The organism is Stutzerimonas sp. KH-1, assembly GCF_054483855.1.
Window position 1 is genome coordinate 2,602,638 of sequence record NZ_CM137011.1, and the last position, 14,732, is coordinate 2,617,369.

Below are 14,732 nucleotides of genomic sequence, written 5' to 3' on the forward strand. Positions count from 1 at the left end.
CCAGCATTAACGGAGCAGTCTATGAAACGTGCCGAGCGCGGTTTTACCCTGATTGAACTCATGATAGTGGTCGCCATCATCGGTATCCTCGCGGCGATTGCCTATCCGAGTTATGACGAGTACGTAAAACGCGGCAACCGTACCGAGGGCCAGGCGCTGCTGAACGATGCATCCGCTCGGCAGGAGCGTTATTTCGGCCAGAACAATGCCTACATCACTTCAGATGCCGATATAGCAAAGCTGGGATTGAGGAACGGTAATACGTCAGAAACAGGTAAATACACACTATCCGTGGGCACAACCAATGGGGACGGCGGCTATACGCTCACAGCCGAACAACAGTTTGGCGACACCAAATGCGGCAATCTAACCCTGAACGCCCTTGGCGCTAAAGACAGGACCGGCAGTGGGAAGACGGCCGCGGAGTGTTGGCGCTAAGCCAGCGGCGAGCCCTAACGGGCCTCGTAAAGTGCTGACGAAGCCTCGACCCGCTGGGCGAGGCTGTTTATCTAATCAGCTATGTTTCTTTCGGAGGACTTCCGTTAAGCGCGATACGACTATTCCGCAGCACTCTCAAAGACCCTTGCAGTATGGCTCACAGCAGATCATACAGGCTTCAACCGCAACTCCTTCGGCATGGAGAACGTCACGTTCTCCGGCCGCCCTTCCAATTCATTCATGTCAGTGGCGCCCCACTCCTTCAGCTGCTCGATTACCCCACGCACCAGCACCTCAGGTGCCGATGCGCCGGCAGTGATGCCGATGCGCTCGACGCTCTCGAACCACTCGCGCTTGAGGTCCTCGGCGCCGTCGATCAGATAGGCCGGGGTCTTCATGCGCTCTGCCAGCTCACGCAGACGGTTTGAGTTTGAGCTGTTGGGGCTGCCGACCACCAGTACCACGTCGCACTCATCAGCCAGTTGCTTTACCGCATCCTGGCGATTCTGCGTGGCGTAGCAGATGTCATCCTTGCGTGGGCCGCCGATGCTCGGGTACTTGCTGCGCAGCGCGTCGATGACGCGACTGGTGTCATCCATGGACAACGTGGTTTGGGTGACGAACGCCAAGGCCTCGGGGTTGCGCACCTGCAGCTGGGCAACATCCTCTTCATCCTCGACCAGATAGATCGCGCCGCCATTGCGCGCGTCGTACTGCCCCATGGTTCCTTCGACTTCAGGGTGGCCCTGGTGGCCGATGAGGATGCATTCGCGCCCTTCACGGCTGTACTTGGCCACTTCCAGATGCACCTTGGTCACCAGCGGACAGGTGGCGTCGAATACCTTCAGGCCGCGTTTCTCCGCCTCCTGCCGAACGGCCTGCGAAACGCCATGGGCGCTGAAGATGACGATGACGGTGTCCGGCACCTGATCCAGCTCTTCGACGAAGACCGCACCGCGGGCACGCAGGTCTTCCACTACGAACTTGTTGTGCACGACCTCATGACGCACATAGATCGGAGGACCGAAGACTTCCAGAGCGCGGTTGACGATTTCGATGGCGCGATCTACACCCGCGCAGAAGCCGCGAGGGTTGGCGAGTTTGATTTGCATGATGGGTCTCGGCACGCGAAGGCTTGATGACGGGGGAGTGTAACGCGATACGTGCGGGCATTCTCGGGTGCCCTTCGTCAGCCGGCGGCCGCGAACGCCCCCGCCGGCTGCGAGCCGGTTACACCGGCTTGACGTCGATGATTTCGACTTCGAACGTCAGGGTCTTGCCAGCCAGAGGATGGTTGAAGTCCACAGTGGCCTGATTGTCATCGAAGGCTTTCACGACCCCTGGCAGCTCGGTGCGCGCCGCGTCCTGAAAGCTCACCATCAAGCCTTCGGAGAGCTCCATCCCGGCGAACTGGCTGCGCGGCATGACCTGCACGTTCTGCGGGTTGATCTGGCCGAAGCCCTGCTCCGGAGCAATCTGCAGGGTGCGCTTGTCACCGGCCTTGAGCCCATAGAGCTGTTGCTCGAAACCCGGCAGCAAGTTGCCGTCACCCACCTTGAAGGTGGCCGGTTTCTTGTCGAACGTGCTGTCGACCAGCTCGCCCGTCTCCAGGCCGAGCGCAAAATGCAGGGTGACTTCCTTGTCCGGCCCAATGCGCTGTTCAGTCATGTGCGGATTCTCCGGTCTTGTTGCCCTTGAACATATCCAGCGCCAGCATCACGGCGCCTACGGTAATGGCGCTATCGGCGATGTTGAATGCCGGGAAGTACCAGCGGTTCTGCCAATGCACCAGGATGAAGTCGACCACGTGACCAAGCACCACGCGGTCATAGAGGTTGCCCAAAGCGCCCCCCAATACCAAAGCCAACGCAACGGCGAGCCAGGTTTCGCTGGCCTTCAGGCGCTTGAGCCAGACCACCAGCACGACGCTCACGCCAATGGCGATCGCCGCGAACAGCCAGCGCTGCCAGCCGCTGTGGTCGGCCAGAAAGCTAAACGCCGCACCGGTGTTGTAGGCCAGGGTCCAGGCGAAGTAGTCGGGGATGACCTCGACCTTCTGGTACAGGCTGAAATTGGCCTCAAACCAGTGCTTGGTGGCCTGATCGAGGGCGATGACCAATACGCTCAGCCAGAGCCAGGCAAGCTTGCCGAAACGCGCCGTCATGCAATGGCCTCCGCAGGAACACGACGCGGCAGAGCGCGCATCAGTCCAGCAGCAGTGAAGACCGCATCGTGATGGTGAGCTGAAGCCCAGCCTACGATCGGCTGCACGGACTCACGCATAGTGACGGACCTCACCGGCGCCTTCGATGTTTTCCACGCAGCGTCCACAGATTTCCGGGTGTTCGGCATGGCTGCCCACGTCGGGCAAATGGTGCCAGCAGCGGCCGCACTTGCTGTGCTCGGTCTTGCGGACCAGCAATTTGAGACCGGCCAACTCGCTGTCCACAGCCTCGGCGGGCGCCTGCGCCAATGGCGCGATATCTACCGCCGAAGTGATCAGAACGAAGCGCAGTTCACTACCAAGACGAGCCAGCTCGCCGGCCAGCGACTCCTCGGCATACAGGGTGACTTCGGCCTGCAGGTTACCGCCGATGGCCTTGGCGTTGCGCTGGTTCTCCAGCTCCTTGTTTACCGCCGCCTTGACCTCCATGACCTTGTCCCAGAACGGGCGACCCAGCTCGAAGCCGTCTGGCAGCTCGGCAAGCCCTTCGTACCAGGTATTGAGCATCACCGACTCGTTACGCTCGCCCGGCAGGTACTGCCAGATCTCTTCGGCGGTGAACGCCAGGATCGGTGCGATCCAGCGCACCAGCGCCTCGGCAATGTGGTACAGCGCCGTCTGGCAGGAACGCCGCGGCAGACTGTCGGCGCCGGTGGTGTACTGGCGGTCCTTGATGATGTCCAGATAGAAGCCGCCCAGCTCCTGCACGCAGAAGTTGTGCACCTTCTGGTAAACGTTCCAGAACCGGTAGGTGGTGTAAGCCTCCTCGATCTCGCGCTGCAGCAGCAGCGCACGGTCGATGGCCCAGCGATCCAGCGCAATCAGCTGATCATTCGGCACCATGTGCTGCGCCGGGTCGAAACCGTCGAGATTCGAGAGCAGGAAGCGCGCGGTGTTGCGGATGCGTCGATAGGCATCGGCGCTGCGCTGCAGGATCTGCTTGGAAACCGCCATCTCGCCGGAATAGTCGGTGGCCGAGACCCACAGACGCAGGATATCGGCGCCCATGCTGTCGGTGATCTCCTGCGGCGCGATGACGTTGCCGAGGGACTTGGACATCTTGCGGCCATTCTCGTCCACGGTGAAACCGTGGGTGAGCAGCCCCTTGTATGGCGCGTGCCCGTCGATGGCGGCGCCGGTCAGCAGCGAGGAATGGAACCAGCCGCGATGCTGATCGGAGCCTTCCAGATATAGATCGGCACGCGGCCCCTGCTCGTGGCCCATGGGGTGCGAGCCGCGCATCACGTGCCAGTGGGTGGTGCCGGAATCGAACCAGACGTCCAGGGTATCGGTGATCTTCTCGTACTGCGCCGCTTCGTCGCCGAGCAGCTCGGCCGCGTCCAGCTTCGACCAGGCCTCGATACCGCCCTGCTCTACGCGCTGCGCCACCTGCTCCATCAGCTCGACGGTGCGCGGGTGCAGTTCGCCGCTTTCCTTGTGCAGGAAGAACGGGATCGGCACGCCCCAGGTGCGCTGGCGCGAGATGCACCAGTCCGGGCGTCCGGCGATCATGCCGTGCAGGCGCGCCTGCCCCCAGGCCGGGACGAACTCGGTCTGCTCGATGGCGTCCAGTGCACGACGACGCAGCGAACTGCCGTCATGGGCAACCTTGTCCATGCCGACGAACCACTGCGCCGTGGCGCGGTAGATCAGCGGCGTCTTGTGCCGCCAGCAGTGCATGTAGCTGTGCTGGATCGACTCGTGTTTGAGCAGTGCACCCACCTCGGCGAGCTTTTCGACGATCGCCGGATTAGCCTTCCAGATGAACTGGCCGCCAAAGAACGGCAGATCCGAGACATAGACGCCGTTGCTCTGCACCGGGCCGAGAATGTCGTCATTCTCCATCCCGTAGTGCTTGCAGGAGCGGAAGTCGTCCTCGCCGTATGCGGGCGCCGAATGGACGATACCGGTACCGGCACCGGTTTCCACGTAGTCGGCCAGATAGACCGGAGCGAAGCGCTCGTAGAACGGATGACGGAAGCGGATCAGCTCCAGCGCCTTGCCCTCGCAACGGGCGATGATTTCACCGGCCAGGCCATAGCGCTGCAGACAGGACTCGACCAGTTCTTCGGCCAGCACCAGCAGACGCTCGCCGGTGTCGACCAGCGCATAGACGAACTCGGGATGCACGTTCAGCGCCTGGTTGGCCGGAATGGTCCAGGGCGTGGTGGTCCAGATGACGATGCTGGCGCGCTTGGCCAGACTGGCCAGGCCGAACGCGGCGGCCAGCTTGTCGGCGTCCTCGACATCGAAGGCGACGTCGATGGCATCGGATTTCTTGTCCTGATACTCCACCTCGGCCTCTGCCAGCGCCGAACCGCAGTCGAAGCACCAGTTGACCGGCTTCAGCCCCTTGAAGACAAAGCCACCCTCAACCATCTTGGCCAGCGCACGAATTTCCCCGGCCTCGTTGGCGAAGTCCATGGTCTTGTAGGGGTTGTCCCAGTCGCCCAGAACGCCGAGACGAATGAAGTCGGCCTTCTGCCCTTCGATCTGCTCGGCGGCGTAGGCGCGGCACCGCTCGCGGGTCAAATCCGCCGGCTGGTTCTTGCCGAAGGTGGTCTCGACCTTGTGCTCGATCGGCAGACCGTGGCAGTCCCAACCCGGCACATAGGGCGCGTCGAAACCGGCCAGGGTGCGCGAGCGGACGATCATGTCCTTGATCACCTTGTTCACCGCGTGGCCGATGTGGATGTTGCCGTTGGCGTACGGCGGGCCATCGTGCAGGATGAACTTCGGGCGTCCCTCGCCGATCTGCCGCAGCTTCCGGTACAGGTCGATGCTGTTCCAGCGCTGCAGAATCTCCGGCTCGCGCTGTGGCAGACCGGCCTTCATCGGAAATGCCGTGGACGGCAGATTGAGGGTCGCTTTGTAATCGGTCATTTCAGTCCTGACTCGTCATAAGGGATGAAGCCCGCCAGTAATCACGGGCAGCGGCGATGTCCGCATCGATCGCCGTCTTGAGCGCCTCAAGCGAGGCAAAGCGCTGCTCGTCGCGCAGCTTGCGATGAAAGGTCACCTGCACCAGACGGCCATACAGGTCACCCTGGTAATCGAGCAGATGGACCTCCAGATGGGGCTGGCCGTCGCTTTCGACCGTAGGCCGCATGCCGATGTTGGCCACGCCGGCGAACACATTGCCCTCTACCTCGAGTGTCACGACGAACACGCCGCTGAGCGGCGTGTTGCGACGCTTGAGCTGGACATTGGCAGTCGGCGCGCCCAGCTGGCGACCGAGCTTCTGCCCATGCATGACGCGCCCGGTGATCGCGAAGGGCCTGCCGAGCAATGCCTCGGCACAACCCAGGTCACCGTCGGCCAGTACCTGGCGCAGCCGCGTGCTGCTGACACGCTCGCCATCCACCTCGATGGTGGTGGCCGCCTCGACACTGAAGCCTTCGGCGGCGCCAGCCTTGAGCAGGAAGTCGAAGTCGCCGGCGCGGTCACAGCCGAAACGGAAATCGTCGCCCACTTCCAGGTGCCGCACGCCAAGGCCTTCAACCAGTGTGGCATGGACGAACTCGGCCGCGCTGAGCTCGCGCAGCCGACGATTGAAGGCCAGGCACAGCACCAGATCAACCCCCTGCTCGCTCAGCAGCTGCAGTTTCTCGCGCAGCCGGGTCAGCCGTGCGGGCGCCCGATCCGGCGAAAAGTATTCACGCGGTTGCGGCTCGAAGATCACCACGCAGCTCGGCAGCCCCAGCTCGGCCGCGCGCTCGCGCAAGCGCGCCAGGATGGCCTGATGCCCCCGGTGCACGCCGTCGAAATTGCCGATGGTGGCGACGCAGCCCCGATGCCGGGGGCGCAGGTTGTGAAGACCTCGAACCAGCTGCATACCGCACTTCTTGCTTGAAAAGTGGCCGATTATACGCATGTGACATGGCGAGCGGACAGGTTTGCATCGGCCGGAAAGCGGCGATCAATGCCGCAAATGTCGCGGCCGCAACCCCGTCAGCAACAGCCCAGCGACAAATGCCGCCAAGCCGGCGCTGACCAGCAAGCCCAGCTGCAGCGCGCGCTGCTGCCAGCCCCACTGGAACCACTCCTGGGCCGGCACGTTAAGCCACCAGACGACCGCCACCATCGCCGCACAGGCCGCCGCCAGGCGCAGGCCGAACAGCCACCAGCCGGGCGCCGGTCGATAGACGCCGATTTTGTACAGCCCCCAGAAAAGCAGCACGGCGTTGAGCATGGATGACAGCGACGTCGCCAGCGCCAGGCCGACGTGCTGCAGCGGCCAGATCAGAATCAGGTTCATCACCATGTTCGCCACCATGCAGATCACGGCGACACGCACCGGCGTCTTCAGGTCCTGACGCGCGAAGAAGCCCGGCGCCAGTACCTTGATCAGCATGAACGCCAGCACGCCCAGCGAGTACGCCTGCAGCGCCCGCGCCGACTGCACTACCGCCTCCTCGCTCATGGCCCCGTAGTAGAACAGGCTAGCGATCATCGGCTCGGCGAGAATGCCCAGCGCCAGTGCCGCCGGTACGCCCACCAGCAGCACCATGCGCAGCGCCCAGTCCAGAGTCGCCGAGAACGCCTTGGGATCCTCACCGGCATGCTGGCGCGACAGGCTCGGCAGAATTACCGTGCCGATGGCGATGCCGAACGCACCCAGCGGCAATTCGGACAACCGGTCGGCGTAATAGAGCCAGGAGACGCTGCCGGTCTGCAGGAACGACGCCAGTACGGTATCCAGCAGCAGATTGATCTGGCTTACCGAAACCCCGAACAGCGCCGGCACCATCAACAGCATGATGCGCCGCACCCCCTCGTCACCCCGCTTGACTCGTGGCCTGGGCAGCAGCCCCAGCTTGGCGACATACGGCAGCTGGAACGCCAGCTGGGCGAACCCGGCGATGAACACGCCCCAGGCCAGCGCCATGATCGGCTGATCGAAATAGGGGGTCAGGAACACCGCCGACATGATCATGCAGACGTTGAGCAGCACAGGCGTGAAACCGGGCACCGCGAAATAGCCGTAGCTGTTCAGCACCCCGGAGGTGAAGGCCGTCAGCGAGATCAGCATCAGATAGGGAAAGGTGATGCGCAGCAGCTCGCCGGCCAGCTGCATTTTCGCCGGATCGTCATGAAAGCCCGGCGCGAAGACCATCACCACATAGGGCGCGAACAGCACGCCCAATGCAGTCAGCCCTGCCAGAATGAGCCCGAGCATGCCAGCCGTACGATCCACCAGCTGTTTGACGTCCGCCAGCGTGCGCTTGGTGCGGTATTCCGACAGCACCGGCACGAAGGCCTGGGCGAAGGCCCCCTCGGCGAACAACCGGCGGAGGAAGTTGGGGATCTTGAACGCGATGAAGAACGCATCCGCCGCCGCACCGGAGCCGAAGTAGCTGGCGACCACCATATCGCGTACCATGCCCAGCACGCGCGACAGCAGGGTCATGACACTGACCACGGCGCTGGAGCGCAACAATCCGCCCTTGCCGATTTTTTCGGACATTTGTCTTCCTAGAGTTGCAGCGAGAGTGATCGACCGGGCGCCCTGCGCCGGCCTGATCGATGGCCAGTTACGACACGAAATGAGGCGGCGAGTTTAGCCTCAGCCCATCTGTCCGGCCAGCTTCTCAAGCCATTCGACCAGGCTTGACAAGCGCCCTTCGCATCGGCATGATTCGCGGCCTTATTTGCTTTGCAATCCCCACGTTTTCGAGGAGTTCGACGGTGGCCAACAGCCCTTCCGCCAAAAAACGCGCAATTCAGGCTGAGAAGCGTCGCAGCCACAACGCCAGCTTGCGCTCCATGGTTCGCACCTACATCAAGAATGTGGTCAAGGCCATCGACGCCAAGGACCTGGACAAGGCCCGCGCAGCCTACACCGCCGCTGTGCCGGTCATCGACCGCATGGCCGACAAAGGCATCATCCACAAGAACAAAGCTGCTCGTCACAAGAGCCGCCTGAACGGCCACATCAAGGCCCTCGGCGAAGCTGCTGCAGCCTAACTGCAGGTTCTTGTAAAAAAACCGGCCTAGCGCCGGTTTTTTTGTGCCTGCTTTTGCTGCCTCACCCCGACGGATCGAGACGACTGCAATTATTGCGTCACCGGCCAGGGCAGAATCGGAATCGCCGTCACCGCATTCTGCGGACTACCCTCGATGACCCGGTCGCTGTACACCAGATAGACCAGCGCATTGCGCGACTCATCGAAGAAACGCACCACCTGCATGGTCTTGAACACCAGCGATGTGCGCTCCTTGAACACCACATCGCCATCCTTGAGCTTGCCCTTGATGCGAATCGGGCCGACCTGACGACAGGCGATAGAGGCCTCCGAGCGATCCTCGGCCAGCCCCAGGCCACCTTTGATTCCACCAGTCTTGGCCCGCGACAGATAGCAGGTCACGCCATCGACCATGGGATCATCGAATGCCTCGACGACGATCTTGTGATTCGGCCCGAGCCACTTGAACACCGTGTCGACCGCGCCGATCTCCTCGGCAGCCGCCAGGCCCGGCAGGGCCAATCCCACCATCAGTGCCGCAATCGCCAAGCGCATGGAACACCTCAGACCAGAATCATGTTGTCGCGATGGATCAACTCGGGCTCATCGACATAGCCCAGCAGCTTTTCGATCTCGTCGGATGGCCGCCCGAGAATGCGCTGCGCCTCGGCCGCACTGTAATTCACCAGCCCACGCGCTACCTCCGCACCCTGCGGACCGACGCAGACCACCATCTCGCCACGGCGGAACGCGCCCTGCACCGCACGCACGCCTACCGGCAGCAGACTGCGATTACCCTGACGCAAGGCAAGCACCGCCCCGTCGTCGAGGGTCAGCGTGCCACGCGTCTGCAGATGGCCGGCCAGCCACTGCTTGCGGGCCGCGTGTCGGCTACACTCAGGCGCCAGCAGGGTACCCAGCCGCTCGCCAGCCTTGAGGCGTGACAGCACCTGCTCGATGCGCCCACCGACAATCACCGTATGCGCACCGGAACGCGCGGCGAGGCGCGCCGCCCTGAGCTTTGTCTGCATGCCACCACGACCCAGCGCGCCGCCGGTGCCGCCCGCCACCGCATCCAGCGCCGGGTCGTCGGCACGCGCCTCGCTGATCAGATTGGCTTCGGGGTTATGACGCGGATCGGCATCGAACATGCCATCACGATCGGTGAGGATCACCAGCAGGTCGGCCTCGACCAGGTTGGCAACCAGCGCGGCCAGGGTATCGTTGTCACCGAAGCGGATCTCGTCGGTGACAACCGTGTCGTTCTCATTGATGACCGGCACCACGCCGAGATCGATGAGCGTGCGCAACGTGCTGCGCGCATTGAGGTAGCGCTTGCGATCGGACAGGTCGTCATGGGTGACCAGAATCTGCGCGGTCTGCTGATCGCAGCGCGCGAAGCTCGACTCCCAGGCACGGATCAGCCCCATCTGGCCCACCGCAGCGGCAGCCTGAAGTTCGTGCACCGCCTTGGGACGCGAAGCCCAACCGAGACGACTCATGCCAGCGGCCACCGCACCGGACGAAACCAGCACCAGCTCGACCCCCGCCGCTCGCAGCGCCACCATCTGGTCGACCCAGACAGCCATCGCTGCCTGATCGAGCCCTCGACCGTCGGCGGTCAGCAGCGCACTGCCGATCTTCACTACCCAGCGCCGCGCGCCGCTCACCTTGTCCCGCATCGTTCCCGCCTTCCATTCGGCCAAAACACTTTCGGATCGGGCTGCGCACGAGCCAGCCCGCCGACCACCCGCCTGAACCAGGCCTCACAGCGACCCGACGCTCGCCTCAGCGAACGTAGATGATCTCGGCGCCGCCCTCGTCACCATCATCGTCGTCGAAGTCGTCATCATCCGCCTCCTCGACCGACTTGACACCAGCACGACGCAGCGCCCGCTGGTCGTCGAGCTCCTGCAGCCGAGCCCGCGCCTCGTCCTCGATCTGCCGATCCAGCTCGGCGAGCGCCTCGGCATACTCGGGCTCCTCGGCGATACGCACGGCGCGCTCGTCCAGGTAACGCATGATCGCCTGACTGAGCGCCTCGGTACCCTCGCTCTCCAGCGCGGAGATGACGAACACCGGTCCTTTCCAGTCCAGCCGCTCGACCACCTGCCGGACGCGCTCTTCGCGCTCCTCCTCGAGCAGCTGATCGGCCTTGTTCAGCACCAGCCAGCGATCACGCTGCGTCAGCGCCGGACTGAACTTCTCCAGCTCGTGCAGGATCACCTCAGCGGCATCGGCAGGGTCACTGCCGTCCAGCGGCGCCATATCGACCAGATGCAGCAGCAGACGGGTACGCGCCAGATGCTTGAGGAAGCGAATGCCGAGCCCGGCACCTTCCGAGGCACCCTCGATCAGCCCCGGGATATCGGCGATCACGAAGCTCTTGTAGCGACCCACGCTGACCACGCCAAGGTTCGGCACCAGCGTGGTAAACGGATAGTCGGCCACTTTCGGCTTGGCCGCCGACACCGAGCGAATGAAGGTACTCTTGCCGGCATTCGGCAATCCGAGCAGACCGACGTCTGCCAGCACCTTCAGCTCCAGCTTGAGGTCGCGCGCATCGCCCGGCTTGCCTGGCGTTGTCTGCCGCGGCGCGCGGTTGGTGCTGGACTTGAAACGCGTATTGCCGAGCCCGTGCCAGCCACCCTGCGCCACCAGCAGTCGCTGACCGGCCTTGGTCAGGTCACCCATGATTTCCTGGGTCGCCGCATCGATGACCGTGGTACCTACCGGCACCGGCAGGATAAGGTCTTCGCCTTTGGCGCCAGTGCAATCGGTGCTGCCGCCCTTCTGCCCGTTCTGCGCATGAAAGCGGCGGGTATAGCGATAGTCCACCAGGGTATTGAGGTTCTCGTCGGCCTCGAGATACACCGAGCCGCCGTCACCGCCATCACCGCCGTTGGGGCCACCCTTCTCGATGAACTTCTCGCGACGGAAGCTCATCATGCCGTTACCGCCGTCACCGGCCTTTACAAAAATCGATACTTCATCGACGAATTTCATGGGAACGCCTCCCGTCGCAGGACGGGCTTAAGAAACAAGAACGTAAGGATCTTGCGAAAAACCGGACGATCGCCAAGCGGTTCTCGGCAAGAGCCTCACAGGATACAGAAACAAAAAAGCCCCGTCGCATGACAGGGCTTTTCCAGCAACGCCGCAGTTAGGCTGCGACGACGCTCACGTAGCGACGGCCAAAAGCGCCCTTCACTTCGAACTTGACCACGCCTTCGACCTTGGCGAAGAGGGTGTGGTCCTTGCCCATGCCAACGCCATAACCGGCGTGGAACTGGGTGCCGCGCTGACGCACGATGATGTTGCCGGCCTTGATGACCTGGCCGCCGTACATCTTCACGCCAAGTCGTTTGGCTTCTGAGTCGCGACCGTTGCGGGTAGAACCGCCAGCTTTTTTGTGTGCCATGAGTTCAATACTCCTATATGGGGATCCAGGCCCGATTAGCCCTGAATACCGGTGATTTTGACCTCAGTGAACCACTGACGGTGGCCCTGACGCTTCATGTGATGCTTACGACGGCGGAACTTGATGATGGTCACTTTGTCGTGGCGGCCCTGGGCAACCACTTCAGCGGTGACTTTGGCACCATCGACCACCGGAGCGCCGATCTTCACATCGTCGCCGTTGCCGATCAGCAGAACGCGGTCAAAGGTGACAGCTTCGCCAGTCGGAACTTCGAGTTTTTCAATCTTGAGGTATTCGCCTTCGGCAACCTTGTATTGCTTGCCGCCGGTTACGATAACTGCGTACATCTTGTATCTCCGTTGATCCTGCTCACCCAGCGCTTTGAAAGAATGATTGGTGGCTGGCATGGCTGCATGGGGCCGGAAGTTGACGCCCGTGCAATTGCGTAAGGCAGGGAAATGCCCAGGGGGAAGTTCAGGGTCCGCGATTGTACGCATGCGCCACCCCCTGCGCAATAGCCAGCCGGCGTCGCCTTGACAGTGCCATACCCGCCCCCTAGCATGCCGCGCAATCTGCGAGGAGTCCCCGATGCAACCCCAGTCTTTCTATCAAGTTGTGGCGGACGATTTTGCCGCTGTCGACGGCATCATCCGCAAGCAGCTGACTTCGCGCGTTCCTCTGGTGGAGAAGATCGGGGATTACATCACTTCGGCCGGAGGCAAGCGCCTGCGCCCTCTGCTGGTCCTGCTCAGCGGTAGCGCGCTCGGGCATAACGGCGACCAGCTGCGCCTGCTCGCCGCCATCATCGAGTTTCTGCATACCTCCACACTGCTGCATGACGATGTCGTCGACATGTCTGGCATGCGCCGCGGCCGCTCCACTGCCAACGCACTATGGGGCAATGCTCCCAGCGTGCTTGTCGGCGACTTTCTATACGCACGCTCGTTCGAGATGATGGTCGAGCTGGATTCGATGCCGGTCATGCGCATCATTTCTCAGGCGACCCGGGTCATCGCCGAAGGCGAAGTGCTGCAGCTGTCGAAAGTTCGCGACGCCAGCACCACCGAAGAGATCTATATGGAGGTCATCCGCGGCAAGACCGCGATGCTCTTCGAGGCCTCGACGCACAGCGCCGCCACGCTCGCCGCCGCCAGCGAGGAACAGCGCGAGGCGTTGCGCACCTTCGGTGACCACCTCGGCATTGCCTTCCAACTGGTCGACGACCTGCTCGACTATCAGGGCGATACCGAAACCCTCGGCAAGAACGTCGGCGACGACCTCGCCGAAGGCAAACCCACGCTGCCGCTGATCTACACCATGCGCGAAGGCACTGCCGAACAGGCCGCCCTGGTGCGCAAGGCCATCCAGAAAGGCGGGCTGGAAGACCTGGAGAGCATCCGCGCTGCGGTCGAAGCCTCGGGAGCCCTGGACTACACCGCCAGGCTCGCCCGCGACTATGCCGAACGTGCCATCGCCTGCCTCGAAGTCGTTCCGGCCAACCAATATCGCGATGCGCTGGCCGATCTCTGCCGTTTCGCAGTAGCCCGCACTCACTGATCTGCTACATCGCTGCGTCGCCTGCCGGCGCAGCTGTCCACCTATAGCCGCATAACTACCTGGCTCGCCGCAACTCGATCGGTAGGTGAAAATTCGCGCTTGCATCTTTGCAAATAACAATTATTCTCATTAAGAGATTGAATTGGAGATGCCGCATGACTTATCTGATCGACGCCTGGCTGGACCGGCCGCAGCCCTACCTTCGCATACTCGACCGCAATACCGGCGCGGTGTGCGTTTCACTGGATGGAGAGGCGCTGGAGGAGCTGCGCGAGCAGGGCGATCTCGACCTGCAGGAACTCAGTACGAACGAACCTTGCGTGCTCAAGGAGCAGATCCGCAATCTGTTTCTGTTCAGCTATGCCCGGGCATTGCGCCCCTGAGCTGATCGAGACCTGAACGCGCGCACCGAGGCAGGAAACACGCGCGTCCCGTGGTCGGCGCCGCCGCGCATAGCGCGCGACAGCAACCGAAAGACCGCGACTGCGTCAGAGCACGTCCAGCAGTTCGACGTCGAACACCAGCGTGCTGTGCGGCGGAATGCTACCGACGCCCTGGGCACCGTAGGCCAGTTCACTCGGCACGTAGAGACGCCACTTGCTTCCGGCATTCATCAGCTGCAGCGCCTCGGTCCAGCCTGCGATCACGCCACCAACCGGGAACTCGGCCGGCTGGCCGCGCTGGTAGGAACTGTCGAACACGCTGCCGTCGATCAAGGTGCCGTGGTAGTGGGTGCGTACGCTGTCTTCGCGGCTCGGCTTGGCGCCCTCGCCCGTGGTCAGCACTTCATACTGCAGGCCGGATTCCAGCACCACCACGCCGTCGCGCTTGGCGTTCTCGGCGAGAAACGCACGGCCTTCGGCAGCGGCGGCCTCGGCCTTCTGCTGAGCTTCGACCTGCATGCGCTGGCGGATCACCGCGAAGCTGGCATTCAGCGCCTCGGGGCTGACCTGGCTGGCAGCACCGGCGAACGCGTCGCGAATACCGGCGATCACCGCGTCGAGGCTGACACCCGGCGGCGGGTTGTCACGCAGCTGATCACCCAGCTGACGGCCGATGCCGTAGCTGACGCGGGTTTCGTCGGTGGAGAGATTGAGTTCGGTCATGCCGGGCTCCGGTCAGGTAA

16 protein-coding genes are annotated in these 14,732 nt (G+C 62.8%); 4 read left to right on the forward strand and 12 right to left on the reverse strand.

Annotated elements, in window-relative coordinates; all coding sequences use genetic code 11:
* Positions 1-21: 21 nt before the first annotated feature.
* The gene (locus tag ACX1DW_RS12600; protein ID WP_200600196.1) at positions 22-438 is read left to right on the forward strand and encodes a type IV pilin protein; all 417 of its coding nucleotides are present in this window, start codon (positions 22-24) and stop codon (positions 436-438) included.
* Between the two features lie 167 nt (positions 439-605).
* Here the strand turns inward: ACX1DW_RS12600 and ispH are convergent, their stop codons facing one another.
* From ispH to murJ, 6 genes are all read right to left on the reverse strand, one after another.
* A complete protein-coding gene (ispH, locus tag ACX1DW_RS12605; protein WP_200600198.1) occupies positions 606-1,550 on the reverse strand; it encodes a 4-hydroxy-3-methylbut-2-enyl diphosphate reductase in 945 nt (314 codons plus the stop codon).
* Positions 1,551-1,668: 118 nt separating this feature from the next.
* Positions 1,669-2,106, reverse strand: a complete 438-nt coding sequence (locus ACX1DW_RS12610; RefSeq protein ID WP_458991659.1) for an FKBP-type peptidyl-prolyl cis-trans isomerase — start codon at positions 2,104-2,106, stop codon at positions 1,669-1,671.
* The gene (gene lspA, locus ACX1DW_RS12615; RefSeq protein WP_014595905.1) at positions 2,099-2,602 is read right to left on the reverse strand and encodes a signal peptidase II; all 504 of its coding nucleotides are present in this window, start codon (positions 2,600-2,602) and stop codon (positions 2,099-2,101) included. Before lspA ends, ACX1DW_RS12610 begins: the two co-directional genes overlap by 8 nt.
* A 111-nt stretch (positions 2,603-2,713) precedes the next feature.
* Positions 2,714-5,545 (reverse strand): isoleucine--tRNA ligase, encoded by a 2,832-nt coding sequence (gene ileS, locus ACX1DW_RS12620; RefSeq protein ID WP_200600203.1) that lies wholly within the window; start codon positions 5,543-5,545, stop codon positions 2,714-2,716.
* 1 nt (position 5,546) lies between these two features.
* A complete protein-coding gene (gene ribF / locus ACX1DW_RS12625; protein WP_014595903.1) occupies positions 5,547-6,497 on the reverse strand; it encodes a bifunctional riboflavin kinase/FAD synthetase in 951 nt (316 codons plus the stop codon).
* A gap of 84 nt (positions 6,498-6,581) precedes the next feature.
* The gene (murJ, locus tag ACX1DW_RS12630; RefSeq protein ID WP_200600205.1) at positions 6,582-8,129 is read right to left on the reverse strand and encodes a murein biosynthesis integral membrane protein MurJ; all 1,548 of its coding nucleotides are present in this window, start codon (positions 8,127-8,129) and stop codon (positions 6,582-6,584) included.
* A 221-nt stretch (positions 8,130-8,350) separates the two neighbouring features.
* On the opposite strand from murJ, the gene rpsT reads away from it, so the two are divergent.
* Entirely contained in the window at positions 8,351-8,629 is a 279-nt protein-coding gene (rpsT, locus tag ACX1DW_RS12635) for a 30S ribosomal protein S20 (protein WP_003288018.1), read from the forward strand.
* A gap of 89 nt (positions 8,630-8,718) precedes the next feature.
* On the opposite strand, the gene ACX1DW_RS12640 is transcribed toward rpsT, so the two are convergent.
* From ACX1DW_RS12640 to rplU, 5 genes are all read right to left on the reverse strand, one after another.
* Positions 8,719-9,183 (reverse strand): CreA family protein, encoded by a 465-nt coding sequence (locus ACX1DW_RS12640; RefSeq protein WP_200600207.1) that lies wholly within the window; start codon positions 9,181-9,183, stop codon positions 8,719-8,721.
* A gap of 8 nt (positions 9,184-9,191) precedes the next feature.
* Positions 9,192-10,310, reverse strand: a complete 1,119-nt coding sequence (proB, locus tag ACX1DW_RS12645; protein WP_110778048.1) for a glutamate 5-kinase — start codon at positions 10,308-10,310, stop codon at positions 9,192-9,194.
* Positions 10,311-10,416: 106 nt separating this feature from the next.
* Positions 10,417-11,634: an Obg family GTPase CgtA gene (gene cgtA / locus ACX1DW_RS12650; protein WP_200600214.1), complete on the reverse strand. Its 1,218-nt coding sequence runs from the start codon at positions 11,632-11,634 to the stop codon at positions 10,417-10,419.
* A gap of 157 nt (positions 11,635-11,791) precedes the next feature.
* Positions 11,792-12,049: a 50S ribosomal protein L27 gene (rpmA, locus tag ACX1DW_RS12655; protein ID WP_003292362.1), complete on the reverse strand. Its 258-nt coding sequence runs from the start codon at positions 12,047-12,049 to the stop codon at positions 11,792-11,794.
* Positions 12,050-12,084: 35 nt separating this feature from the next.
* Complete coding sequence (rplU, locus tag ACX1DW_RS12660) at positions 12,085-12,396, reverse strand: 50S ribosomal protein L21 (protein ID WP_013981863.1); 312 nt, start codon at positions 12,394-12,396, stop codon at positions 12,085-12,087.
* A 241-nt stretch (positions 12,397-12,637) separates the two neighbouring features.
* Between rplU and ACX1DW_RS12665 the strand changes: the two genes are divergently transcribed.
* Both ACX1DW_RS12665 and ACX1DW_RS12670 read left to right on the forward strand, forming a co-directional pair.
* Positions 12,638-13,606 (forward strand): polyprenyl synthetase family protein, encoded by a 969-nt coding sequence (locus ACX1DW_RS12665; protein ID WP_063544276.1) that lies wholly within the window; start codon positions 12,638-12,640, stop codon positions 13,604-13,606.
* A 155-nt stretch (positions 13,607-13,761) separates the two neighbouring features.
* Positions 13,762-13,989: a PA4570 family protein gene (locus tag ACX1DW_RS12670; protein WP_049339019.1), complete on the forward strand. Its 228-nt coding sequence runs from the start codon at positions 13,762-13,764 to the stop codon at positions 13,987-13,989.
* Positions 13,990-14,094: 105 nt separating this feature from the next.
* Here ACX1DW_RS12670 and ACX1DW_RS12675 read toward each other — a convergent pair whose 3' ends face one another.
* Positions 14,095-14,712, reverse strand: a complete 618-nt coding sequence (locus ACX1DW_RS12675; protein ID WP_110778050.1) for an FKBP-type peptidyl-prolyl cis-trans isomerase — start codon at positions 14,710-14,712, stop codon at positions 14,095-14,097.
* Positions 14,713-14,732 lie beyond the last annotated feature (20 nt).